The organism is Parerythrobacter jejuensis, from assembly GCF_039536765.1.
Lineage (GTDB): Bacteria > Pseudomonadota > Alphaproteobacteria > Sphingomonadales > Sphingomonadaceae > Parerythrobacter > Parerythrobacter jejuensis.
Map to the genome: position 1 here is coordinate 557,714 of NZ_BAAAZF010000001.1, position 22,040 is coordinate 579,753.

Annotated in this window: 20 protein-coding genes; 10 read left to right on the forward strand and 10 right to left on the reverse strand. The window is 60.2% G+C overall.

Annotation, left to right across the window (positions count from 1 at the left end; genetic code table 11):
* Positions 1 to 126: 126 nt before the first annotated feature.
* The 5 genes from ntrX to dusB all read right to left on the reverse strand — a co-directional run bounded on the left by ntrX (position 127) and on the right by dusB (position 7,312).
* On the reverse strand, positions 127 to 1,503 hold the full coding sequence (gene ntrX / locus ABD653_RS02680) for a nitrogen assimilation response regulator NtrX (protein WP_160779732.1): 1,377 nt from the start codon (positions 1,501 to 1,503) through the stop codon (positions 127 to 129).
* A 28-nt stretch (positions 1,504 to 1,531) separates the two neighbouring features.
* Complete coding sequence (locus tag ABD653_RS02685) at positions 1,532 to 3,754, reverse strand: sensor histidine kinase (protein ID WP_160779733.1); 2,223 nt, start codon at positions 3,752 to 3,754, stop codon at positions 1,532 to 1,534.
* Positions 3,755 to 3,816: 62 nt separating this feature from the next.
* Entirely contained in the window at positions 3,817 to 5,229 is a 1,413-nt protein-coding gene (locus ABD653_RS02690) for a sigma-54-dependent transcriptional regulator (RefSeq protein ID WP_160779734.1), read from the reverse strand.
* The gene (locus ABD653_RS02695; protein ID WP_160779735.1) at positions 5,226 to 6,299 is read right to left on the reverse strand and encodes a two-component system sensor histidine kinase NtrB; all 1,074 of its coding nucleotides are present in this window, start codon (positions 6,297 to 6,299) and stop codon (positions 5,226 to 5,228) included. The genes ABD653_RS02690 and ABD653_RS02695 overlap by 4 nt, the downstream gene beginning before the upstream one ends.
* Positions 6,296 to 7,312 carry a tRNA dihydrouridine synthase DusB gene (dusB, locus tag ABD653_RS02700; protein ID WP_160779736.1) on the reverse strand — a complete coding sequence of 339 codons (1,017 nt, stop codon included), beginning with the start codon at positions 7,310 to 7,312 and terminating at the stop codon, positions 6,296 to 6,298. Before dusB ends, ABD653_RS02695 begins: the two co-directional genes overlap by 4 nt.
* A gap of 81 nt (positions 7,313 to 7,393) precedes the next feature.
* Between dusB and ABD653_RS02705 the strand changes: the two genes are divergently transcribed.
* Together ABD653_RS02705 and ABD653_RS02710 are read left to right on the forward strand one after the other, a co-directional pair.
* On the forward strand, positions 7,394 to 8,545 hold the full coding sequence (locus ABD653_RS02705) for a bifunctional 2-C-methyl-D-erythritol 4-phosphate cytidylyltransferase/2-C-methyl-D-erythritol 2,4-cyclodiphosphate synthase (protein WP_160779737.1): 1,152 nt from the start codon (positions 7,394 to 7,396) through the stop codon (positions 8,543 to 8,545).
* Between the two features lie 9 nt (positions 8,546 to 8,554).
* Positions 8,555 to 9,055, forward strand: a complete 501-nt coding sequence (locus ABD653_RS02710) for a CinA family protein (RefSeq protein WP_160779738.1) — start codon at positions 8,555 to 8,557, stop codon at positions 9,053 to 9,055.
* Here the strand turns inward: ABD653_RS02710 and ABD653_RS02715 are convergent.
* Positions 9,016 to 9,477 carry a type II toxin-antitoxin system RatA family toxin gene (locus tag ABD653_RS02715; RefSeq protein ID WP_160779739.1) on the reverse strand — a complete coding sequence of 154 codons (462 nt, stop codon included), beginning with the start codon at positions 9,475 to 9,477 and terminating at the stop codon, positions 9,016 to 9,018. The two genes, ABD653_RS02710 and ABD653_RS02715, sit on opposite strands and share 40 nt — an antisense overlap.
* Positions 9,477 to 10,418, reverse strand: coding sequence for a lipoyl synthase (lipA, locus tag ABD653_RS02720; RefSeq protein ID WP_160779740.1), 942 nt, complete (start codon positions 10,416 to 10,418; stop codon positions 9,477 to 9,479). The genes ABD653_RS02715 and lipA overlap by 1 nt, the downstream gene beginning before the upstream one ends.
* Positions 10,419 to 10,515: 97 nt before the next feature.
* Between lipA and ABD653_RS02725 the strand changes: the two genes are divergently transcribed.
* The 4 genes from ABD653_RS02725 to ABD653_RS02740 are packed head-to-tail and all read left to right on the forward strand — an operon-like array spanning position 10,516 to position 13,214.
* Entirely contained in the window at positions 10,516 to 11,505 is a 990-nt protein-coding gene (locus tag ABD653_RS02725) for a sodium-dependent bicarbonate transport family permease (protein WP_160779741.1), read from the forward strand.
* Positions 11,502 to 11,810 (forward strand): P-II family nitrogen regulator, encoded by a 309-nt coding sequence (locus tag ABD653_RS02730; protein ID WP_160779742.1) that lies wholly within the window; start codon positions 11,502 to 11,504, stop codon positions 11,808 to 11,810. The genes ABD653_RS02725 and ABD653_RS02730 overlap by 4 nt, the downstream gene beginning before the upstream one ends.
* The gene (locus ABD653_RS02735) at positions 11,811 to 12,452 is read left to right on the forward strand and encodes a carbonic anhydrase (protein ID WP_160779743.1); all 642 of its coding nucleotides are present in this window, start codon (positions 11,811 to 11,813) and stop codon (positions 12,450 to 12,452) included.
* 36 nt (positions 12,453 to 12,488) lie between these two features.
* Entirely contained in the window at positions 12,489 to 13,214 is a 726-nt protein-coding gene (locus ABD653_RS02740) for an NYN domain-containing protein (protein ID WP_160779744.1), read from the forward strand.
* A 72-nt stretch (positions 13,215 to 13,286) separates the two neighbouring features.
* On the opposite strand, the gene ABD653_RS02745 is transcribed toward ABD653_RS02740, so the two are convergent.
* Positions 13,287 to 14,615: a hypothetical protein gene (locus tag ABD653_RS02745; protein WP_160779745.1), complete on the reverse strand. Its 1,329-nt coding sequence runs from the start codon at positions 14,613 to 14,615 to the stop codon at positions 13,287 to 13,289.
* A 305-nt stretch (positions 14,616 to 14,920) separates the two neighbouring features.
* On the opposite strand from ABD653_RS02745, the gene gyrA reads away from it, so the two are divergent.
* Positions 14,921 to 17,707: a DNA gyrase subunit A gene (gyrA, locus tag ABD653_RS02750; RefSeq protein ID WP_160779746.1), complete on the forward strand. Its 2,787-nt coding sequence runs from the start codon at positions 14,921 to 14,923 to the stop codon at positions 17,705 to 17,707.
* Positions 17,708 to 18,544 (forward strand): TauD/TfdA dioxygenase family protein, encoded by an 837-nt coding sequence (locus tag ABD653_RS02755; protein WP_160779747.1) that lies wholly within the window; start codon positions 17,708 to 17,710, stop codon positions 18,542 to 18,544.
* On the opposite strand, the gene ABD653_RS02760 is transcribed toward ABD653_RS02755, so the two are convergent.
* Positions 18,525 to 19,187 carry a lysoplasmalogenase family protein gene (locus ABD653_RS02760; protein ID WP_160779748.1) on the reverse strand — a complete coding sequence of 221 codons (663 nt, stop codon included), beginning with the start codon at positions 19,185 to 19,187 and terminating at the stop codon, positions 18,525 to 18,527. The genes ABD653_RS02755 and ABD653_RS02760 overlap by 20 nt on opposite strands.
* Before the next feature lie 115 nt (positions 19,188 to 19,302).
* Between ABD653_RS02760 and ABD653_RS02765 the strand changes: the two genes are divergently transcribed.
* Both ABD653_RS02765 and trmFO read left to right on the forward strand, forming a co-directional pair.
* A complete protein-coding gene (locus ABD653_RS02765) occupies positions 19,303 to 20,118 on the forward strand; it encodes a fatty acid desaturase family protein (protein WP_160779749.1) in 816 nt (271 codons plus the stop codon).
* A 51-nt stretch (positions 20,119 to 20,169) separates the two neighbouring features.
* On the forward strand, positions 20,170 to 21,537 hold the full coding sequence (gene trmFO, locus ABD653_RS02770; RefSeq protein ID WP_160779750.1) for a methylenetetrahydrofolate--tRNA-(uracil(54)-C(5))-methyltransferase (FADH(2)-oxidizing) TrmFO: 1,368 nt from the start codon (positions 20,170 to 20,172) through the stop codon (positions 21,535 to 21,537).
* 7 nt (positions 21,538 to 21,544) lie between these two features.
* Here the strand turns inward: trmFO and ABD653_RS02775 are convergent, their stop codons facing one another.
* The gene (locus ABD653_RS02775) at positions 21,545 to 22,012 is read right to left on the reverse strand and encodes an EF-hand domain-containing protein (protein ID WP_160779751.1); all 468 of its coding nucleotides are present in this window, start codon (positions 22,010 to 22,012) and stop codon (positions 21,545 to 21,547) included.
* Positions 22,013 to 22,040 lie beyond the last annotated feature (28 nt).

A 22,040-nucleotide genomic window follows, 5' to 3' on the forward strand; every position in this document is an offset into this window, starting at 1 on the left:
CCCGAAGGCACACAATCTGGCAGGCGACATGCGGGGGACTCGCACCTACCGATGAACAGGTCTGAATATGTGGGCAATCGTCCGGAGTTTCAATCCGATACTTTGCGCATCATCAATTGAGCGGGCTTAATTCTCACCTTTACGCTCGGTCATACCCAAAATCTTCAGCTTCCGATGAAGGGCCGAGCGTTCCATTCCGATAAAGCTGGCAGTCTTTGAAATATTACCAGAAAACCGCCTGATCTGGATGCTCAGATACTCGCGCTCGAAGCTCTCCCGCGCTTCTCGTAGCGGCACACCCATCAGGGTAGAGATGCCGGTTCCACCACCGATTTTTCCGCTCGTGACCTCGCTTGGGAGCATATCGGGCTGGACTTCTTCCATCCGGTCCCGTGGCGAAAGGATGACAGTCCGTTCCACAACATTGCGCAATTGGCGGACATTGCCCGGCCAGTCATAGGCCTGCAAGGCAGCAAGCGCTTCTTCGCTGATCTCGGGTGGCTGGATGCCTTGTTCGGCGGAATACCGCGTGAAGAAATGTTCTGCCAGCGCGGGAATATCGTCACGCCGTTCGGCCAGCGAGGGGATCGAGACGGGCACGACGTTGAGACGGTAGAAAAGATCCTCCCGGAAGCTCTTCTCTTCAATTGCCTGCTGCAAGTCGCGCGCCGTCGACGAGACCACGCGCACATCCACGCCGATCTGCCGGTTTCCGCCCACCCGGACGAAGCTCTGGTCAGTCAGCACCCGCAAGATGCGGGCCTGTGTCGAAAGCGGCATGTCTGCAATTTCGTCGAGATAAAGCGTACCGCCATCGGCGACCTCAAGCAGGCCCGGACGCACAAGCTTGCCATCCGATTCCTCGCCGAACAGCTCCTGTTCGAAGCGTTCCGGCGTAATCCTGGCCGAATTGACGATCACGAAAGGATGGTTGCCACGCGGGCTCCAGCTGTGAAGCAACCGTGCTGCTACTTCCTTGCCGGCCCCGGCAGGGCCTGAAATCAGTACGCGGCTACCGGTATTGGCAACGCGTTTGAGCGTGGCGCGGACCTGATTGATCGCCGAGCTATTGCCCGTAAACTCTTCTCCGCCTGTAAAGCCCTGACGCAGCCGTACGTTCTCACGACGGAGACGCTCGGTCTCGGTTGCGCGCGCCACAAGGTGCAACAAGCGCTCTGCTTCGAACGGTTTCTCGATAAAGTCCATCGCACCACGGCTTACCGCCGAAACAGCGGTGTCGATGTTGCCGTGTCCTGAGAAGATGATGACCGGCAATTCCGGCTCGCGTTGCTTGATCGCATCGAGCACTTCGAGGCCGTCCATCGGGCTGCCATGCAGCCACACATCCAGCAGCACCAGGCTGGGACGGCGTTCGTCGATCATCTGCAACGCAGTCGTGCTGTCACCTGCTGCGCGGCATTCATAGCCCTCGTCATCCAGCACACCGGACACAAGATCGCGGATGTCACGTTCGTCATCGACTACCAGAATATCCAACGTCACGGGCGGCTCTCCCCAAATTGAAGGATCATCATTCGGCTGCCTCACTTTCGTGGATTACAGGGCTGCGCGCAAAGCGGAGAGTCACGCAGGTACCGCCGGGATCGGCGGCAGAGAAAGTCATGTCGCCGCCATGTTCTTCGACAATCTTGTTGACGATCGCGAGGCCCAGGCCAGTGCCCTTTTCGCGGGTGGTCATATATGGCTCCATAATCCGTTCGCGCTCGAGCGGCAGGCCAACGCCGTTATCCTCGACCCGGATGGTGACCATCTCGTCATCTGCCGCCATCGTTACGGCAATGCGGCCGCGGTAATCTATCTCCGCGTCTCGCGCCCGCCCCTCGACCGCTTCGACTGCATTCTTGAGCACATTGGTCAGGGCTTGGCCAAATTGGTGTCGGTCACACGCAATCGTCAGCGGCCCTTCTTGTTCGACCGACAATGCAAAGTCGACATCCTGATGTGCGACCTCTTGCAGGAACAGCGCCTGACGCAGGAGGTCGAGAGCGTCTTCCTGGCGAAATACCGGCTTGGGCAGTCGGGCGAAAGAGGAGAACTCATCGACCATGGTGCGCAAGGCACCGACCTGCCGGACGATGGTGGAAGTCAATTCGTCAAACAGGTCACCGTCGGTTTCGATCTGCTTGCGGTAGCGGCGCTTGAGACGCTCGGTCGCGAGCTGGATCGGGGTCAGCGGGTTCTTGATCTCATGAGCGATCCGGCGCGCCACGTCAGACCAGGCAGCTTGCCGTTGATCGAGCAATTGCCGGGTAATGTCCTCAAACGTGATCACAAAGCCTTGTGAGGCCGGTGCAAGTTTGACAGCCAAGGTCAGCAATTCCCCGCTCTTCGTGTAATTGACGACACCGCTTGAAAGGCCGGATTGGGCAAGTGCATCAATCTGAGGCGCGATTTCGTTCAGCGATAGGCCGCGATGGGTTTTGTCCGGCTGTTCCATCAGCAGCGACTTCGCGCTCGAATTCATCAGCAGGATCCGCCCGTCACCATCGGTCGAAATGATACCGGCGGTCATGGATTCCAGCACGGTTTCGATGAAGGCCCGGCGGTCATCAAGCTGCTGGTTTGCGGACACCAGCGCGTCCGTCTGGACCTCCAGCTGCGCCGTCATCCGGTTGAAAGCACGGTTTAGGAGCCCGATTTCGTCGCCGCCGGTCCGCCCGTCGACACGCAAGGCAAAATTGCCCGCCCCGACCTTGCGCGCGGCGGCGACAAGATCCGTCAGAGGCTCCACCTGTCGGTCCGCAAAGCGCAGGGCAAACCATACCGCCAGTCCGACCAGGGCCAGGCTGACAAAGAACAGGGCAAGATTGAAGCGTAGCTGCAGCGCCCGCGCCCGGGTGGTCAGTTCCTGGTAGGATGTGACGACCTGGCTGGCCTGTTCCCACTGGCTGAACGACAACGCCTCTGCATTGCGCGCGTTGTAGAGGAATATCCCGGCATCACGGTCAATAGGCGCAACCGCTTCGATCCGTGTGGCATCGGCAAAGACAGCGTCGGTCTCGCCGCGACGGAATTGCTGGATCGCTTCGGCACCGACGATTTCCGGTTGATTGCCCTCGACCAGTCCAATCGCAAGGGCTGTGTTGACGGTCCCGTTTGGAAAGGCCTGCAGAATAGCCGATTCATTTATCTGCCGACCCTGCATCTGGTAATTATAGTCTTCGAGAAATTCCTGATTGGTCAGGTCGGCCAGCTCCCTCCCCTGCAGCAGGAACAGCATGTCGCTGGCCATCGCGCGAGTTTCATTGGCAACTTCCAACTGGTTTTGCTCGTAATAGCCGCGCGCCAGATTGTTGGCGCTTTCCATCACGCCACGCGATTGGCCGGAGAACCAGAAATCGACACCGGACTGGAACAGGAACGCCGCGAACCCCGCTACCAGCAAGGTCGGCACGGCCGAAATCAGCGAGAACAGGAAAACAAGGCGGACATGAAGCCGTGCGGTGCTGCCAGCAGCCCGCCGTAGGGCCAGGCGGCGGCCCAGCAGAACGAGCAGGCCCATGGCGGGGATCAAGGTCCCGATCAGGAGGCCGGTCACCTGCCGGGTCGGCAAGAGCTGGCCGTCAGGCGGGGCGCTGGTGAACGCCACCCAAGTCGCCACGATCATGCCGATGAATGCTGCCAGGCACGCAATCTCTAGGTAGCGGAATACATTAGCGCGTCGCGACGCAATGACTGTCTGACGCCACCAGCGCGGACTTTGTCGCGAGATATTGCTGGATGTGCCCTGCATCGTTGCGCAATTACAACGATAGTGTTGCACACTTGCAAGCGCTTTCTGCGCGTCCTGCTCGCCTAGCCCCGAATGGAGAACGCTTCGGCGACGATGCCCAGTTCGGCGAGCCGCTTGCGCAGTGTGTTGCGATTGATGCCGAGCAATTCCGCGGCGCGAAGCTGGTTGCCCCCTGTCACGCGCAACGCATGCTCAAACAAGGGCTTTTCAAAGGCCGCCGATGCTGCGCGATATAAGGCGCCGGGCGCGGGGCTTTCCCGCTCAATCCAGTCCATCATCGCCTGCTCTACACTGCCCGATCCCGCTGCAACCGTTCCGTCGCGCTCGCGCCCGATTATCTCGCTGGCCAACGCCAGATCGATTACGTCATCACGTGCCATCAACGCCAAGCGGTAGATCAGATTGCGAAGCTCGCGCACATTGCCACGCCACGGCTGTTGTTCCAGCAATTTGATCGCGTCTTCGGCAATCCTGCGGCGCGGCAAACCGTCTTCCTCGGCTTGAGCCAGGAAATGGTTCGTCAGGGATCCAATATCATCCCGCCGTGCACGCAAGGGGGGCAACTCGATCGGCACAACATTGAGGCGATAGAACAGGTCTTCGCGGAACTGTCCGCTGGCAATCAGAGGAGACAGATCACGATTGGTCGCCGCAACGATGCGTACATCGACAGCTACATCCTGCCGCCCACCAATGCGCCGAATGCGCCCGGATTGCAGGGCGCGCAGCAGCCGGGTCTGAGCTTCGATGGGCATGTCCCCGATTTCGTCCAGGAACAACGTTCCGCCATTGGCTTGTTCGAACTTGCCGATGGCCTGACCGACCGCGCCGGTGAATGCACCTTTTTCGTGGCCGAACAATTCGCTTTCGATCAGGTCGCGCGGGATGGCGGCGGCGTTCACGGCCACGAACGGGCCCGTCTTGCGCGAACCGAGCTGGTGGATGGCCTCGGCGACCAATTCCTTGCCCGTCCCCGATTCGCCGAGAACCAAGACTGTCAGGTCATTCCGCAGGACCCGCGTGATCATCCGGAAAACGCCCTGCATGGCCTGGCTGCGCCCGACCAGGGGCAAGGTGCTGTCCGCCTCGCCCGCTCCGGTCTCGTCGCTCGGCGACGAGCCGGCCGCCTGGCGCACGGCGCGGATTAGATCATCCAGGTCAAATGGCTTGGGAAAGTACTCGAATGCCTCATTCTCACTCGCCCTGACGGCGGTATCGAGAGTATTTTGCGCGGAGAGCACAATGATCGGCATGTTCGGATGCGCTTCACGCACCCTGCCGAGCGAGGCGATGCCGTCGCCGTCCTCCAGGATGACATCGGTCAGCATCGCGGCATAGGTATTTGCTGCGAGAAGAGTGTCGCGCTCAGCAATCGCGGGGCAGCGGTCGACGCTATACCCTTCCCCTTCGAGCGCGGTCACGATCACTGTCGCGATTGCATCATCATCTTCAACCAGCAGAATCGGATCGTTCATCGGGCAGCCTTTGGTGCAGTCGCCAGGTTAATGCGAAAACGGGTTTGTTGCGCACGATCATCGCGCTCATGTGCAATCCTGCCCTCCATATCGCGCACAAGCTTACGAACGAGCGCGAGGCCAAGACCCTGCCCGCCTTTCTTGGAGGTGACGAAGGGCTCGAACACACGGTCCCGCAAGGCCGGATCGATGCCGGGCCCATTATCAATGATGGTCACTTCAATCGGCAGTCTGACCGAACGCCCAGGACGCAAGGCGTTCATCACCAGCCCGCTGACAAAGCGGGTCTGCACGATGACAGTCCCGCCACCATCAACATCATGGCAAGCATCCCGAGCATTCCCGAGAAGATTGATCAGCACCTGCTGCAAGGCATCCCGGCTGGCCCATACTCCGGGCAAGGAAGGATCGAATTCCTCTTCAAAGGTAACGCCTCGATCATCTGCCGACTGGATGACTGTCAAAGCAGAGCGGATGATCTCGTGAAGGTTGATCTCTTCCAGCGGATCGGTGTTCTTGCTGCCGAGCCGCTGCATCCGGTCAATCAATCGCGCAATCCGGTCGACCTCGCCCGCAATCAGACGGGCAAAGGGACGGTCAGCCTCGGGCAATTTCTTGACCAGCAATTGGCCTGCCCCGCGGATTGCCGCGAGCGGATTCTTGATTTCATGGGCCAAGACGGCAGGCGCGGCGAGCATCGCATCCTCTGGCGCTTCGTCCATGTCGGTTTGGCCAATGTCGGAAAGAGTCACGACGCGCCAACCTTCATGCCCTGCCACCGGCGACAAGGTCAGATTGACCTGCCGGGAGCCGCCCGGAACGCCGATCGGCAAGCCTCGTGCAGTTAGCCGCGCTTCGCCATCCGCGAACCGCTCAAACACGCGCGGGTCGGTGATCTCCACCTTGTCGAGGAACCTGTTTCCCAACAGCCTGCTGGCACTGCTTCCCAACAGATCTTCCGCCGCAGGATTTGTTTCTTCAATAATCCCGTCCGGATCGAGCAGGATCATCGCAAACACCAGTCCGGCGATCTGGCTTTGCGGGTCGGGCCTCACGGCCACATCGCTCACGCAGCGCGCCGCCGCAGGAACGGCTCGTAGAAACGCTCGATCTCCCCCAGCACCTGGTCCGGGTCATCGATGAAGTTCACATGGTTCCGGAATTCGGCGGAGCCGTGCATGCCCTTGGTGTACCAACCCAGATGCTTGCGTGCCACCTTGGTCCCGACATCGCGCCCATACAGATCGAGCATGCCGCGATAATGCTCCACGAGCGTGGTGTACTGCTCGTCAAAAGTCGGGCTCTCGAGCAGTTCGCCGGTGTGCCACCAATGCATAACCTGCCCGAGCAGCCATGGCTTGCCGTAAGCACCGCGTCCGATCATCACGCCATCTGCGCCCGACTGGTCGAGCGCCTTGGCCGCATCATCAACACCGCAAATATCGCCGTTCACAACCACCGGGATCGAGACTGCATCCTTCACCTTGCGGATGAAGGCCCAGTCAGCGCTGCCTTTGTACATCTGGTTTCGCGTACGCCCGTGGACTGTGATCATCTTGACGCCGATATCTTCGGCAATGCGCGCCAGTTCCGGGGCGTTGAGGCTTGCATGGTCCCATCCCATCCGCATCTTCACGGTAACGGGGACATCCACGGCCTTCACTGTCGCTTCCATCAGCTTTGTCGCCAGAGGCACTTCGCGCATAAGCGCGCTGCCGGCGAGGCCGTTGGTGACCTTGCGCACCGGGCAACCGAAATTGATGTCGATAATGTCGGCACCGCGATCCTGGTTCAGCTTCGCTGCCTCGCCCATGGACTCTGGATCGCACCCGACCAGCTGCATCGAAACCGGTTCTTCGATCGGATCCCAGGCGGCCTTCTGGATGCTCTGCCGGGTCTCACGAATGGCGGCTTGGCTCGCAATCATTTCCGTCACATTCAGGCCCGACCCATAGCGGCGGACCAGCGTCCGGAACGGCATGTCGGTAACGCCCGTCATCGGCGCGAGGACCACGGGCGTGTCAATCGTGACAGAGCCGATCTGGATCGGCTTAACCGGGGGAGGAGTGGGAAGCGATGTCATATTGCGGTGCGATATGCTTAAAATTTGAGCAGCACCTAGTGGATTGCAGGCGGCGGCGCAAGCGCGTAGCGGGCGCAGGCCATGACTGAGACAGGCCCCCTCCCCCCCTTCTGCGTGGTTATCGTCGCTGCCGGCAAAGGTATGCGTGCCGGGCAACCCGTGCCCAAGCAATTCGCCATGTGGCGCGGCAAGCCGGTCCTGCGTCATTCGGCAGAGGCTTTGCTGAATGCCGGAGCCTCCTCGATCGTTGTCGCTATCCCCGCCGGCGGAGATGCGGCAGCACAAGAGGCTCTCAGGGGCTTGGAAGAGTGCCAGCTCGTGACCGGCGGCGCTTCGCGGCAGCATTCGGTCAGACTTGCCCTTGAGGCGCTTGAGCAAGACAGCCCTGCCCGCGTGCTTATCCATGATGCGGCCCGCCCAATCCTGCCCCGCGAAGTCATCGCTCGGGTTCTGACGGCGCTGGATACTCATACCGGTGCAATTCCCGTGCTTCCTGTTGTCGACAGCCTGGCGCGCGAGACCGATGGCGTCATGAGCGGCGCAGCAGACCGCTCTGCACTCAGGCGGGTGCAAACCCCGCAGGGATTCCGCTTCAACGAGATACTCGCAGCCCACCGTGCTTGGGTGGGCGATGCCACGGCTGGAGACGACGCGCAGGTCCTCCAGTCCCATGCGGGAAGCATTGCCATGGTGCCGGGTGACGAAGCGCTCAAGAAGCTAACATATGCGGAGGACTTCATGGGCAATTTACCACCGATGCGAGTCGGGACCGGTTATGACGTCCACAAGCTCGCCATGGGTGAGGAATTGTGGCTCGGCGGTATCAGGATCGAACACGACAAGGGCCTGGCTGGCCATAGCGACGCAGATGTCGCCTTGCATGCCATCATCGATGCCTTGCTTGGTGCGATCGGCAATGGCGATATCGGCAGCCACTTTCCGCCAAGCGATGACCGCTGGAAGGGCGCTGCTTCTTCCGCATTCCTCGAACATGCGGTCTCACTGGTGGCATCAGCTGGCTACCGCGTCGGCAATATTGATCTCACCATCATCTGCGAGGCCCCGAAGATCGGCCCCCATCGCGAAGCAATGCGCGCGACCATTGCCGCGCTCTGCAGCTGCAATATCGATCAGATCAGCGTGAAGGCCACCACCACCGAACGGCTCGGCTTTACCGGCCGCGGCGAAGGCATTGCCGCACAAGCGGTTGCGACCGTGATGCGAGAGGCGTAACGCGGCGAAATGGCTGATATCCTGCTCCCCCCGGACATTGACGACCTTGCCAAACAGGTTGTCGAACTGAACACGTCCGCTGGTCGAACGGTGACCCTCGCCGAGAGTTGCACAGGCGGGCTGGTTGCCGGAGCGATTACCGAGATTCCCGGCTCATCCGCTGTGCTCGATCGCGGTTTCGTCACCTATTCCAACGAAGCGAAGATGGAGATGCTCGGTGTGCCGAGCGACATCATCGAAACCTTTGGCGCCGTTTCGATCGCCTGCGTCTGGGCCATGGCCAAAGGGGCGCTGGAGAACAGCAAGGCCGATGTTGCGGTCGCCATCAGCGGGGTTGCAGGGCCCGGCGGCGGAACCCCCACAAAACCCGTTGGCACAGTTGTCTTCGCGCGGGTCGTCCGCGGAGAGAACGGAGAGCCCGAGGGCGAATTGAAAAGCTTCGGAGATATCGGCCGCGCCGAAATCAGGCGTCAGGCAACGCTTTGCGCGCTGGATCTGCTGCTACCGTAAAGTGTGTTGGCGCGGGCCTCGAAAGCTTCCACCATGCGCCGGAACGCGCGATCGAAATACTGACCAGCAAGTGCTTCGAACACCCTGTTCTTGAACGTAAAGTCAACGCAGAAATCGACTTGGCACCCGCCATCGCCCCGCGGCTTGAACCACCATTGATTGTCCAGATCGCGCAACGGTCCATCGACGTAGTGAACCCGGATATGGCCCGGCCGTTCTTTCTCCACACGGGAGGTGAATCGTTCCCTCAGGGATTTGAAACCGACCACCATGTCGGCGACCATTTCGGTTTCGCTGTCGCTCCGCACCCGGGTTGCCACGACCCATGGCAGAAACTCGGCATATCGGCCCACATCGGCAACCAGATCGTACATCTGCTCGCAGCTATAGGGCAGCTCGCGCTGTTCCCGGATGCCCGGCATCAGGCGTGCTCCTTCGCGAGCTTCGCCTCCCGCGCAGCTTTCATCTCGGCGAAATCATCCCCGGCATGATAGCTGGAACGTGTCAGCGGTGAGGCGGCGACTTGCAGGAAACCCTTGGCACGGGCGATGGCGCCGTACGCATCAAATGCTTTCGGCGTCACGAAGTCCTCGACCTTAGCGTGTTTCGGCGTGGGCTGCAGATATTGGCCCATCGTAATGAAATCGATATCCGCGCTGCGCATGTCATCCATCACCTGGTGCACTTCCAAACGTTGCTCACCCAACCCCAGCATGATGCCCGACTTGGTGAAGATCATCGGATCATGGCTCTTCACTTCTTCCAACAGGCGGATCGAAGCGTAGTAGCGCGCGCCCGGACGGATGGTCGGGTAAAGGCGCGGAACCGTCTCTAGGTTATGATTGTAAACATCTGGCCCGGCTTCACAAATCGCCTCGACGGCCGGGCGCATCTTGCCGCGGAAATCCGGGGTAAGAATTTCGATCGTGGTGTCAGGTGTCTCGCGCCGCAGGGCCTTGATCACTTTGACGAACTGACCTGCGCCACCATCGGGCAGATCATCCCGGTCCACGCTGGTAATAACAATATGCTTGAGGCCCATCTGGCCCGCAGCAATCGCTACGTTTTCCGGTTCCATCGGATCGACCATGCGTGGCATGCCGGTTTTGACATTGCAGAACGCACAGGCACGCGTGCATACATCTCCCAAGATCATCACAGTGGCGTGTTTTTTGTCCCAACATTCGCCGATATTCGGGCACGCTGCTTCTTCGCAAACCGTGTTCAGGCTCAGATCGCGCATCAGCTTGCGCGTCTCGTGATACCCCTTGCTGACTGGCGCCTTTACGCGGATCCAGTCAGGCTTGCGCTGGCGAGCGGGGCGTCCATCATTGGCTGGCGGGGTCGAAGAGAGGTCGTTCATGGCGCTCATTTAGGCGCGCGAACCCGGTGAAGCAATGGCTGTGCGTGACATCTGCGGCGACCTTGCCCACCGCCGACCACGCCGCTAGCACGTCGCCATGGACACGAGCATGATCCAGACGTTCACGAGCCCTGTGGTGCTGTTCTTTGTGCTGGGCTTGCTGGCTGCATTTGCACGCTCTGATCTCGCCATACCCGAAGCCATCGCGAAGGGCATGTCGCTTTACCTGATGGCTGCCATCGGCCTGAAGGGCGGTGTTGCCGTGTCCAAGTCCGGCCTCGACGGGACAGTGGCGGCAGCGCTGGCGGCGGGCATCGCTTTCAGTTTCCTGGTTCCGTTCATCGCCAATTTTGTGCTGCGATCCTTCGGCAAGCTGGACCAGCTCAATGCAGGCGCGGTCGCTGCCCATTATGGTTCGGTCAGCGTCGTAACCTATGTTACCGCGACGGAAATCCTCGCCTTGCAAGGCACTCCTCCGGAAGGCTTCATGGTCGCCGTGATGGCCGCAATGGAAACGCCGGCCATCCTGACCGGCCTGTTGCTGGCTCACGGGATGGGCTCTTCAGGACCGGATAGTCGTCCGAAGGGAGAATTGCTGCACGAGGTCCTGCTGAATGCGTCGGTTGTTTTATTGCTGGGCGCCTTTGCCATCGGCATGATCGGCGGTGAAAGCGGCTTTGCCGATGTCAGCCCGTTTTTCGAAGCAGGCTTCAAGGGTGTCTTGTGTATCTTCTTGCTCGACATGGGCTTGATTGCAGCGCGTAGGATCATGGATGCGAAGGCCGTGACGTGGAGGCTGACCGTCATTGCAATCGCTCTACCTCTTCTCAACGGGGTCCTGGGCACATTCGCAGCCAGTTTCATTGGGATGGGAGTAGGCTCGGTCGCCGCCTTTGGCGTTCTTTGTGCCAGCGCAAGCTACATCGCGGTGCCCGCAGCCATGCGGCTCGCGGTGCCGCAGGCTGACCCCGGGATTTACCTGACGATGTCGCTCAGCATCACATTCCCCTTCAACATCCTGATCAATATCGGCCTTATCGCCGCATTGGCGAATATGCTGATGGGCACGGGAGGGATTGCTCCATGATCGAAATGGTTGTTCGCAAACGGATCGAGATCCTGGCCGATGCGGCGTTGGTGCGGCGGGTCACTGAGGCCATCGACAAGGTCGAAATTACCGGTTGGACCGTTTTGCCAGTCTCCTCAGGAAAGGGGCGCGACGGCCATTGGCGCGAGGAACGTGTGACCGGTGCCGACAAGGTCTTGGTTCTTACCGTCGCCTCGAAAGACAAGGCGGCCGCGCTGGCAGAGGAACTGGCACCAATCCTGACCAGCCACGGGCTGTTGCTGACGATGTGGGACGTTGAGGTCATTCGCGGGGAGCGTTTCTGAATGCCTGAGTTTGCCGAATTACTGGAAGGCTATCGCCGCTTTCGCAAGGACGGGTATCCGCGCCAGCGGGCCCGCTATGACCAATTGGTCAGCGAAGGCCAGCATCCCAAGCTGATGATCATTGGCTGTTCCGACAGCCGGGTAGATCCAGCGCAGATATTCGACGTCGATCCGGGCGAAATCTTCGTCGTCCGCAATGTCGCGGCGCTTGTCCCGCCGTTCGAGACCAGTCCGGGCCATCATGGTGTTTCCGCGGCGATAGAATTCGCGGTCCAGATGCTGGAAGTGAAGCAGATTGTGGTAATGGGGCACGGTATGTGCGGCGGTTGCCAAGCTGCACTGACCAAAGGCTTCCACGGAAATGCACCGGGCGCTGGCGGCTTTGTGGCGGACTGGATATCGCTGCTGGAGGAAACCCGCGACGAAGTTGCCGCGTCCCACGGCACCGAAGGGCGTGCGGCCGAACGGGAGATGGAGCTTGCCGCGGTCAGGCTCAGCCTGCGCAATCTGATGAGCTTCCCCTGGGTCCGCGAAAAAGTCGAGGGCGGGAGTTTGAAGCTGCGCGGCGCGTTCTTCGCGATTTCGGAAGGCGTCTTGTATCACCTCGACCAGGAACAGGATGAGTTTGCTCCGGTAGAGTGAAATGCGGTGCCTGATGCTGCCTGAATTGGAGTGAACATGTCGGAAATGGACGCCAAGAATATTGCCCTGCTGATCGATGCGGACAATGTGAATCCGGGCGGGATCGATTCCGTCCTCACCGTCCTTGCCGAGCTGGGCCAGGTCAATATCCGGCGGGCCTATGGCAACTGGGCCAAGGACGCGCTCAAGCGCTGGGGCGACATCACCAACCGTTATGGCATTCGTCCGCATCAGCAATTTGATCTGACCCGCGGCAAGAATGCGACCGACATGGCAATGTCTATCGATGCGGTCGATCTGCTTTATCAGGGCAAGGTCGACGGTTTCGGCATCATGAGCTCGGACAGCGACTTTACACCGCTGGTGACGCGCCTGCGGCAAGATGGACTGCCGGTCTATTGCTTTGGCGACAAGCGCACACCGATGGCTCTCAAGACAGCCTGCACCCGGTTCCTCGATGTCGACCGGCTGATGAAAGGCGAGAATCCGATCGCGAGCGATAACGGAGCCTCCACAGACGATGTGCCCGACACAGTCGATGAAGAGCTGATCACCTTGCTTGGCGATGCCTGGAAGGCCTCGAGTCGCGATGAAGACGGCTTCGCTCGCCTCCATGAAGTCGGGCAGATTGCCGGCAACCGATCCAGTTTTGATGTGCGCAATTACGGTTTCAAGCGCCTGTCCGAACTGGTCCGCTCGCTTGACCGGTTCGAGATCAAGCGCGGCACTGACGAACAGCTCTACGTCAAGCGGTTGCGCTAACTGGCTTCAAAAATAGAAAAAGGGGCGCAAACCAAAGTCCACACCCCCTTCCCTAAACGGAAATGTTACCAGTTAGCCGCCCGTGGCTTCTTCCGCTGCAGGGGCCGCTGCGGCTGCCGGTGCACCTTGCTGGCCGGCATAGAGCGCCCAAAGCCGGGCAATAGCCTGCCGTGCTCCTTGAACCTTTTCGAAGGTCGCAGCTGCTTCGGCCGTCTTGCCCTGATCCAGCTGGGCGATTCCCAAGCGGGTCATGATACGAGGAGTGTCGACGCCCGGAAGCGTAAGCGCCTTGGCATAAAATTCCTCGGCCTTGGCAGCTTGGCCGTAGCTGAGGAAAGCATCGCCAGCCGCCATGACGGTCGGAAGCGACGAGCCATTGCGGGCATCGCGTTCCAATGAAGGCAATTCAGCCTGGTCGGCCTGGATCCGGGAATTGGCGCCACTGCGCGCTTCGTTCACGAAGACATCGCTTGATTGCAGCAGGCCCTTCGCAAGACCGGCATCAGCCACAGCCTTCACTTCACCCGGCAAGCGGCGGAAGTCAGCAGCATCGATGTAATCGACATAGTCACGCTCGGTCCGCAGGGCCTCGGCGCGACGCGCAAGGCGCAGGATGTCGAGCGTTGCCTGCTGATCATAGTCGTAGAAGTTGCGCTGGATCGCGATCGCATCGCCCCAACTATCAGTCGACGGATACATGGACGCATACATGCCAGCGAAACCGATCGCCTGCTCAGCCAGATCATTCTGGTAGGCGACCGTGATGCCGCGACGCAGCCACGATTCGTCAACGGCCAGGCCAGCACCTGCCCGAGCGTCGATGATACCCTTGAGATAGGCCAGACCTTCAGCATTGCTGCCTTCGTTGAAATAGGTCTCCGCGACGATCGCTTGCGGGTCATTGTCCGTATAGCCAGCCGCAATCGCCTCTTGGACGCGCTTGCGGGCTTCGGCCCAATCCTGCTCCTGGTAGGCCAGCTGTCCCGCAAGGAAACTGTACTGGCCCAAATTCGCTTCGGGCGTTTTGCCACTATCCAGCATGCGGCCAACACCAGCGCGCTGCAGGCCGATATCCTGCGAATTGCGGCCAACGATGTAGGTCATGTTACCGAGGACAAAATTGTCGTCCGGTGTCTTCGCCAGCGCGGTCGCCTCGTCGAGCTTGACCTTGATCGCGGCGTAGTCCGGAGTTTCGGCCTTCACCAGCTCATCAGCGGCCTGATAGGCTTCAATAAAGTCCTTGGAGTAGTCAGGCTTGTCCGCCTTTTTCTTCTTGTCCTTCTTCTGCGCGTAGGCAGGCGCTTCAAAAGCGGTTGCACCGATGGCGGTGCCGCACATCAAGGCGATGGCAAGAGCGAGCGAGCGACCCGGACGGGCATTATGGCGAGCGTTAGAACGCATGGGTTGTTCTCCCCTAGGATGAAACATCAAAAACTGTCTGTTGGCAGCGGCTGCACGAGTTAAAACCGTCAGGCAAGCCCTTGGCACCGCCGAATGCTATCCCTTGTAGGATATCTGCGGTGAACGGCGATTGAATAGGTTTTTCAGCCTCCATGAAGCCAGCGATCACCTGCAAGATAGGGAAATGTGGAAAACAGCGCAACAAACACCCATCTGGGCGGTGTTCGAGTGGCTAGAATGCCCTCATTCCCCTAGTCTCCAGACTGTAATTTCCTCCCGCAGCTTAACAGCGGAACGAGAATCCTTTGAGCGACGATACAGACACCCTGACCCCACCTGTTCCGATGGACGAATACGAACGTATCGACATCGTGGACGAAATGAAGACGAGCTATCTCGATTACGCGATGAGCGTGATCGTCAGCCGCGCTCTTCCCGATGTTCGTGATGGCCTGAAACCGGTGCATCGCCGGATACTTTACGCCAGCCAGGAAGGCGGCTTTGTCGCAGGCCGGCCCTATCGCAAGAGCGCCAAGATCGTCGGCGACGTGATGGGCAATTACCACCCGCATGGTGACAGCGCGATTTATGATGCGCTGGCCCGGATGACGCAGGATTGGTCGCTCCGCGTCCCCTTGATCGATGGCCAGGGCAATTTCGGCTCGATGGATCCGGATCCACCGGCATCGATGCGTTACACCGAAGCGCGCCTGAACAAAGTCGCCAATGCCCTGCTCGACGATCTCGACAAGGATACGGTCGACTTTGCCGACAACTATGACGGCTCTCTCAAGGAGCCGACTGTCCTGCCGGCGCGGTTTCCCAATCTGCTGGTCAATGGCGCTGGCGGGATTGCCGTCGGCATGGCGACCAATGTGCCGCCGCACAATCTGGGCGAGGTCATCGATGGTTGCCTGGCCTTTATCGACAACCCTGCGATCACCAGCGAAGAGCTGATCGAATTCATCCCCGGCCCGGATTTCCCCACCGCGCCGCTCATCCTTGGCCAATCGGGCGCCCGTGCAGCCTATACCACAGGCCGCGGCTCGATCCTGATGCGCGCCCGGCATGAAGTAGAGACGAAGAAAGGTGACCGCGAGTCGATCGTGCTCACCAGCATTCCCTTCCAGGTCGGCAAATCAGGGCTGGTCGAGAAAATTGCCGAGGCCGCCAAGGACAAGCGGATCGAGGGTATTTCGGACATTCGTGATGAATCATCGCGCGAAGGCGTGCGGGTCGTTGTCGACCTCAAACGCGATGCCTCTGCCGATGTCGTGCTCAACCAGATCTGGCGCTACACCCCGGCCCAGTCGAGCTTCCCGGCCAATATGCTTGCCATTCGTGGCGGTCGCCCGGAAACGCTCGCGCTTCGTGATATCATCCAGTCTTTCATCACCTTCCGTGAAGAGGTCATTACCCGCCGCACCAAGTTCGAGCTGAACAAGGCCCGCGAACGCGCGCATATCTTGCTCGGCCTGGTCGTTGCCGTGTCCAATCTGGACGAAGTGGTGGCGATGATCCGTGGATCGTCCAATCCACAGATCGCCCGCGAGAAATTGCGCACCAAGGAATGGCCGATTGGCGATATCGCGCAATATATCCGCCTTGTCGAAGCCATCGAGCCTGATGCCGAGCAGGAAGGCGGGACCTATCGCCTGTCCGAACGGCAAGTGAAGGCGATCCTGGATCTGCGCCTGCACCGTTTGACTGCGCTCGGGCGGGACGAGATCGGTGACGAGCTCAAAGAGCTGTCCGAGGCTATTGCCGAATACCTTTCCATCTTGGCGGACCGCGTGAAGCTTTACGCTATTTTGCGCGATGAGTTGCTGGACATCCGCGAGCAATACGCCACTCCGCGCGTGTCCGAGATCGCTCCGGCCTGGGATGGTCTCGACGACGAGGATCTGATCGAGCGCGACGAAATGGTCGTGACGGTCACTCTCGACGGCTACATCAAGCGCACCCCGCTTTCGACGTTCCGTGCCCAGCATCGCGGCGGCAAGGGCCGTGCCGGCATGGCGACCAAGGATGCCGATGCGGTGAGCGAGATGTTCGTCACCAGCACTCACAATCCGGTGCTGTTCTTCTCCACCCATGGCAAGGTCTACCGCCTAAAGGTCTGGAAACTGCCCGAAGGCGGGCCCACGACACGAGGGCGGCCGATCATCAACATGCTGCCTTCGCTTGACGAAGGTGAGACGATTGCCGCGGTGCTGCCGTTGCCCGAAGACGAAGACAGTTGGGGAGCGCTGAGCGTCGTATTCTCGACGGCAAAGGGCAATGTACGCCGCAACAGCATGGATGCCTTCACCAACATCCCGTCCAACGGGAAGTTTGCGATGAAGTTCGAAGAAGGCAGCGAAGATCGCCTGATTGGCGTCGCGCTGCTGGAAGCGACGGACGACGTGTTGCTTGCCACCCGCATGGGCAAGGCAATCCGCTTTGCAGGCGAGGATGTGCGCGAATTCACCTCTCGCACCTCTACCGGTGTGCGCGGCATGAAATTCAAGGAGAAAGGCGACGAGGTTGTGTCGCTCTCGATCCTTACGGGCGGTTCCGCCACTCCCGACGAACGCGATGCCTATTTGAAAGCTGCGCCGTGGAAAGCAGACGAAGGTGCACCTGCGCTTTCCGAGGAACACGCTGCGATGGCTGAGGAAGAGCAGTTTATTCTGACCGTATGTGCCAATGGCTATGGCAAGATGTCGTCCGCCTATGAATATCGCCGCGCGGGCCGTGGCGGCATGGGCATTACCAATATCGACAATATCAAGCGCAACGGTCCTGTCGTGGCGAGCTTCACCGCGACGAAGGCCGACCAATTGATGCTTGTAACAGACCAGGCCAAGCTGATCCGCATCGGTCTCGACAGTATGCGTGTGATTGGCCGCGGTTCTGCCGGTGTCCGCTTGTTCGATGTGGCCAAGGGCGAAACCATCGTCAGTGCCGTACGTATTGACGAGCAGGAAGAGCCGGAGAACGAGGCCGAAGAAGCGATCGTCGAAGAAATGATCGGCCGCGATGCGGATGACACCACGCCGCAGACCACGATGGACCGGGATAGCAACGAGGGCGAAACGCCGGAGGACTAAATGCTGACAGTCGAGCCGAGTGGCCAAGCCTGCGGTGCCATGGCGACGGGCATCGATTTGTCCGCTCCGCTCGATGCCAGCGCGGTTCGCGAAATCCGGGCCGCGTGGCTAGAACATCGCGTGCTGGCTTTCCCCGGTCAGGCGATGGATGATGATGCGTTAGAACGGTTTACACTGGCCATGGGCGGCTTTGGTGAAGATCCGTTCTTCGACCCTATCCCGGGGCGCCAAAACATCGCGGCGATCCTGCGCGAGCCTGACGAAACCAGTCCCCTGTTTGCGGAGAACTGGCATAGCGACTGGAGCTTTCTGGAGGCACCGCCTGCGGGCACGTGTCTGCTTTCAATCGAGATTCCGCCTCAGGGCGGCGACACTCTGTTCGCAAACCAGATCGCCGCATTCGCCGCCCTCCCCGATACTCGCAAGGACGAGCTTCGGCAGCTGACCGCGATCCACAGTGCGCGCGGGGCCTATGCTCTCGATGGCGCTTATGGCGAGGACGACGAAGGGCGCAGCATGGCAATCCGGCCCAGCGACAAGGCCATGGAAACCTGCACTCATCCCCTCATCCAACGCCATCCCGAGACGGGTGAAGAGGCCATCTTCTCCGCACTCGGCTATATCATCGGGATCGAGGGTATGGAGCAAGACAAGGCAGTCTCGTTGTTGCGCGAGCTCTATGCATGGCAATCAGACGATCGCTTCGTCTACCGCCACCAATGGGAGCCCGGTATGCTGGTGTTGTGGGATAATCGCAGCGTGCTGCATCGCGCCACGGGTGGTTACGAAGGGTATCGCCGCGAACTGCACCGCACCACTATCGCTGCCAGGCCGTAGCCAGCCGCTCCGCACGCAAAGTCTGCACAACCCCGGTCGCGATCAGGAACTGGCCGAGGAAATAGATCGGCCAGACCAGCAGATCGGGGATCGCCTGCATATCCAGAGGCCCCATGCGGCTGAAAATCAGCAAGTCGGAAATCACGAACAATACCGCGCCGACACCGACCCGGTAACGCGGGAAGCGGCTCAGCCACGCTGCCGCTGCCATACCTCCAAGAGCAAGGGCATAGAGACCGACCTGCAAATCGCCCGACAGCAGCCAGCTGACCACCGGCGTGAGGAGTAGCAGTGCCACACCCGCTGCCTTCTGGCTTCCGGTCGGCGTGCCGCGGGGATTGCGCAGATAGAGGGCAATCGCTGCGACGTGAGAAAGGAAGAAAGCCGTTCCGCCATACAGAAATTCGATCTCGATCAGCATGTCACCACACGCGGACAGACCAAGAGCCAGGGCCAGCAAGTTCCCGTCCTTCCCTCCGGCCCGGCGCAAGGCATAGACCGCCAGCAGGGCAACGCCGGTACCCTTGAGCATCATCAACCAGATGCCCCCGATGGGATTGTCGCTGAGGAAGTAATATGCCCCTGCAGCGATGATCGCCGCCATCAGCCAAGGGCGATGTTCGATCAGTGCACGTTTTGGCATAGTTCCCCCGAAAATTCTTACATCGTTGCAGCGCTTGCATCATTCATGCTGCGAAATGCACACACATTCCTCTCGCCCGATGCTATTAAGAAAGCACAAATACAGGGGATTGCCCATGGCCCAAGTGCTTGATCCCGCCCGCCTGCGTCAGGCTGCCAGACAGCTCCGCTGGCGCGACCTGGCCTCTATGCGCCCACGCGACGGGTTGGTGGAGTGCCTGCACCCGCTTCCCTGGCTGTCTGCCTCGTTGGCCTTCTTCGCCCTCGACTTGTGGCCACTGGGTCTGTTGTGCGAATTCATGTTCTTCCTCACCGCGCTGCGGCTGAACCATGAAGCGATTCATCACAATCTCGGCTTCAGCCCGCAAGGCCACAGGATGGTCTTGCATGGTTTGAGCCTCATGATGCTCGGCAGCAATCATAGCGTCGCTTTTAATCACATGCGCCATCACGCCCATATCAACACCGAGCGCGATCTGGAGGGCAAGGCCGGCAAAATGAGCCTGATCCGGGTCCTCGCTTATGGGCCGCTCTTCCCAATCGAGTGCCACCTGGCTGCATTGCGAGAAGGCGGCCCGGTGTGGCGTCGCAAGGTGGGCATCGACTTGCTTCTCAACATGGTCTTGCCGGCGGTCGCGATAGTGTGGAGCGTGGACGCGATCGCGTGGCACTTCGGCACGATGCTGGTGGCGCAATGCTTTACCGCCCTGTTCGCGGTGTGGATCACCCATCGCGGCTGCCAAGACAGTGCTCTGGTTGCGCGGTCACAACGGAACCGGCTGGTCAATGCTGTCAGCTACAACATGTTTTTTCATCTGGAGCATCACCTGTTCCCGGCTGTGCCTGTCCGTCGCCTGCCGGAACTCGCACGTCGGCTGGACCGGGTCCTGCCGGAATTGAAGCAACATCTGAAGCCTGTGGTCGGTCGCTAGGCCCTCGGTCCATCATTGCGCTGGCCGTGCGCAGCACCTAGTTGCGGGGCCATGACACATCAGGTCCATATCATCGGCGGCGGTCTCGCCGGGAGCGAGGCTGCCTGGCAGCTCGCGAAGCGCGGAATCAAGGTCCGCCTGTCGGAAATGCGCGGCAGCGGCGAGATGACCCCGGCCCACCAGACCGACGGGCTGGCGGAATTGGTATGCTCCAATTCTTTCCGCTCCGACGATGACGACAAGAACGCTGTCGGCCTGCTCCACCACGAAATGCGTCGACTGGATTCGCTCGTCATGCGGGCTGGCGAGACGGCCCGTGTTCCTGCCGGTTCGGCGATGGCCGTGGATCGCGATGTCTTCTCCGCCGAAGTCCAGCGAACGCTCGAAGAACATCCCAATGTGGAGGTCGTGCGTGAACGTATCGACACTCTGCCTACCGATGGATTGACCATCGTTTCCACTGGCCCCCTCACCGCTCAATCTCTGGCCGAGAGTATTGTTACGGCCACGGGCCAGGAACGCTTGGCGTTCTTCGATGCGATCGCGCCCATCGTGCACCGCGACAGCATCGATATGGACATATGCTGGATCCAGTCGCGCTGGAACAAACGGACCGAAGCCTCCAACGAGGAAGGCGACTATATCAACTGCCCGATGACGCAGGAGCAGTATCTCGCCTTTCATCAGGGCCTGATGGACGGTGAGAAGACCGAGTTCCGCGAATGGGAAAAGGACACACCCTATTTCGACGGCTGCATGCCGATCGAGGTCATGGCAAGTCGCGGTATCGACACGCTCCGCTATGGCCCGATGAAGCCGGTTGGCCTCGACAATCCCCGCGATACCTCGCCCGAATTCCCGCAAGGTCGCTGGCCTTACGCCGTGGTGCAGCTGCGGCAGGACAACAAGCTGGGCACCTTGTGGAATATGGTCGGCTTCCAGACGAAGCTGAAATATGGTGCGCAAGTGGAGCTATTCCGGACCATCCCGGGATTGGAAAACGCCGAATTCGCGCGCTTGGGCGGGTTGCATCGCAACACCTTCCTCAATTCGCCAATGGTGCTGGATCGCCAGCTCCGGCTTAAGGGCGCGGAGCATATCCGTTTTGCAGGGCAGGTTACCGGATGCGAGGGCTATGTAGAAAGTTCCGCTGTGGGGCTGGTTGCGGGGATGATGGCTGCGGCCGAGCTGGCTGGCGAAACATGGCAGGGGCCACCGCGCACCACCGCCCTTGGCGCGTTGCTATCCCACATTACCGGCGATGCAGAGGCCGACACTTATCAGCCGATGAATATCAATTTTGGCCTGTTCCCGCCCCTGCACGAGGTCAAGAAGAAGCAGCGGAAGGAAGCCTATACCTCGCGCGGCAAGGAAGACATGGGCGCGTGGCTGGCGCAGCTGGAAGCGGTCCCCGCCTAGGCAGCGATCAGCAGCGGCAATTGTTGCGCCGCGGCCGGCGCTTGGGCGCGGTGGTGGCAAATTCGTCCGGACTCAATTCTCGGTCGCCATTGGCATCGGCTCCGTCAAATCGCTCGACAGTGCGCACTGCCCATTCCTCGAATGTCAGCAGATTGTTGCCGTCCTTGTCGAGCTTACGGAAGGCATCGGTCCGGCTGGAGAGCATCTCGTTGCGGGTGATGGTGAGATCGCGGTTCCGATCATAGCGGAAGAAACGGCGCTGCTCGCGGCTCAGCTCGGTCGCTTCGGGCGGTTCCGGTCCCTCTGCATCGGCGACATCGGCCACAGGGAGTTCCGGCTCGGCCGGCTGCGCTTCGGTCGGCTCGGCTATCGGAGGTGGCGCGCCTTCCTCCACCTGTGCCCTGCCCTGCCACCAGAACAGGCCCACTCCGGCCAATAACAATGCTCCAACAGCACCCAGTACCAGGCGGTCCATAGCGCTCCCCTTCTCTGCGACGAGGGCA

Excerpts from the sequence above, each read along its gene's own strand:
- ABD653_RS02685 (WP_160779733.1), bottom strand. The coding sequence starts at position 3,754 with ATGCAGGGCACATCCAGCAATATCTCGCGACAAAGTCCGCGCTGGTGG.
- ABD653_RS02690 (WP_160779734.1), bottom strand. The coding sequence starts at position 5,229 with ATGAACGATCCGATTCTGCTGGTTGAAGATGATGATGCAATCGCGACA.
- dusB (WP_160779736.1), bottom strand. The coding sequence starts at position 7,312 with ATGACATCGCTTCCCACTCCTCCCCCGGTTAAGCCGATCCAGATCGGC.
- ABD653_RS02705 (WP_160779737.1), top strand. The coding sequence starts at position 7,394 with ATGACTGAGACAGGCCCCCTCCCCCCCTTCTGCGTGGTTATCGTCGCT.
- ABD653_RS02710 (WP_160779738.1), top strand. The coding sequence starts at position 8,555 with ATGGCTGATATCCTGCTCCCCCCGGACATTGACGACCTTGCCAAACAG.
- ABD653_RS02715 (WP_160779739.1), bottom strand. The coding sequence starts at position 9,477 with ATGCCGGGCATCCGGGAACAGCGCGAGCTGCCCTATAGCTGCGAGCAG.
- lipA (WP_160779740.1), bottom strand. The coding sequence starts at position 10,418 with ATGAACGACCTCTCTTCGACCCCGCCAGCCAATGATGGACGCCCCGCT.
- ABD653_RS02725 (WP_160779741.1), top strand. The coding sequence starts at position 10,516 with ATGGACACGAGCATGATCCAGACGTTCACGAGCCCTGTGGTGCTGTTC.
- ABD653_RS02730 (WP_160779742.1), top strand. The coding sequence starts at position 11,502 with ATGATCGAAATGGTTGTTCGCAAACGGATCGAGATCCTGGCCGATGCG.
- ABD653_RS02735 (WP_160779743.1), top strand. The coding sequence starts at position 11,811 with ATGCCTGAGTTTGCCGAATTACTGGAAGGCTATCGCCGCTTTCGCAAG.
- ABD653_RS02740 (WP_160779744.1), top strand. The coding sequence starts at position 12,489 with ATGTCGGAAATGGACGCCAAGAATATTGCCCTGCTGATCGATGCGGAC.
- ABD653_RS02745 (WP_160779745.1), bottom strand. The coding sequence starts at position 14,615 with ATGCGTTCTAACGCTCGCCATAATGCCCGTCCGGGTCGCTCGCTCGCT.
- ABD653_RS02755 (WP_160779747.1), top strand. The coding sequence starts at position 17,708 with ATGCTGACAGTCGAGCCGAGTGGCCAAGCCTGCGGTGCCATGGCGACG.
- ABD653_RS02760 (WP_160779748.1), bottom strand. The coding sequence starts at position 19,187 with ATGCCAAAACGTGCACTGATCGAACATCGCCCTTGGCTGATGGCGGCG.
- ABD653_RS02765 (WP_160779749.1), top strand. The coding sequence starts at position 19,303 with ATGGCCCAAGTGCTTGATCCCGCCCGCCTGCGTCAGGCTGCCAGACAG.
- trmFO (WP_160779750.1), top strand. The coding sequence starts at position 20,170 with ATGACACATCAGGTCCATATCATCGGCGGCGGTCTCGCCGGGAGCGAG.
- ABD653_RS02775 (WP_160779751.1), bottom strand. The coding sequence starts at position 22,012 with ATGGACCGCCTGGTACTGGGTGCTGTTGGAGCATTGTTATTGGCCGGA.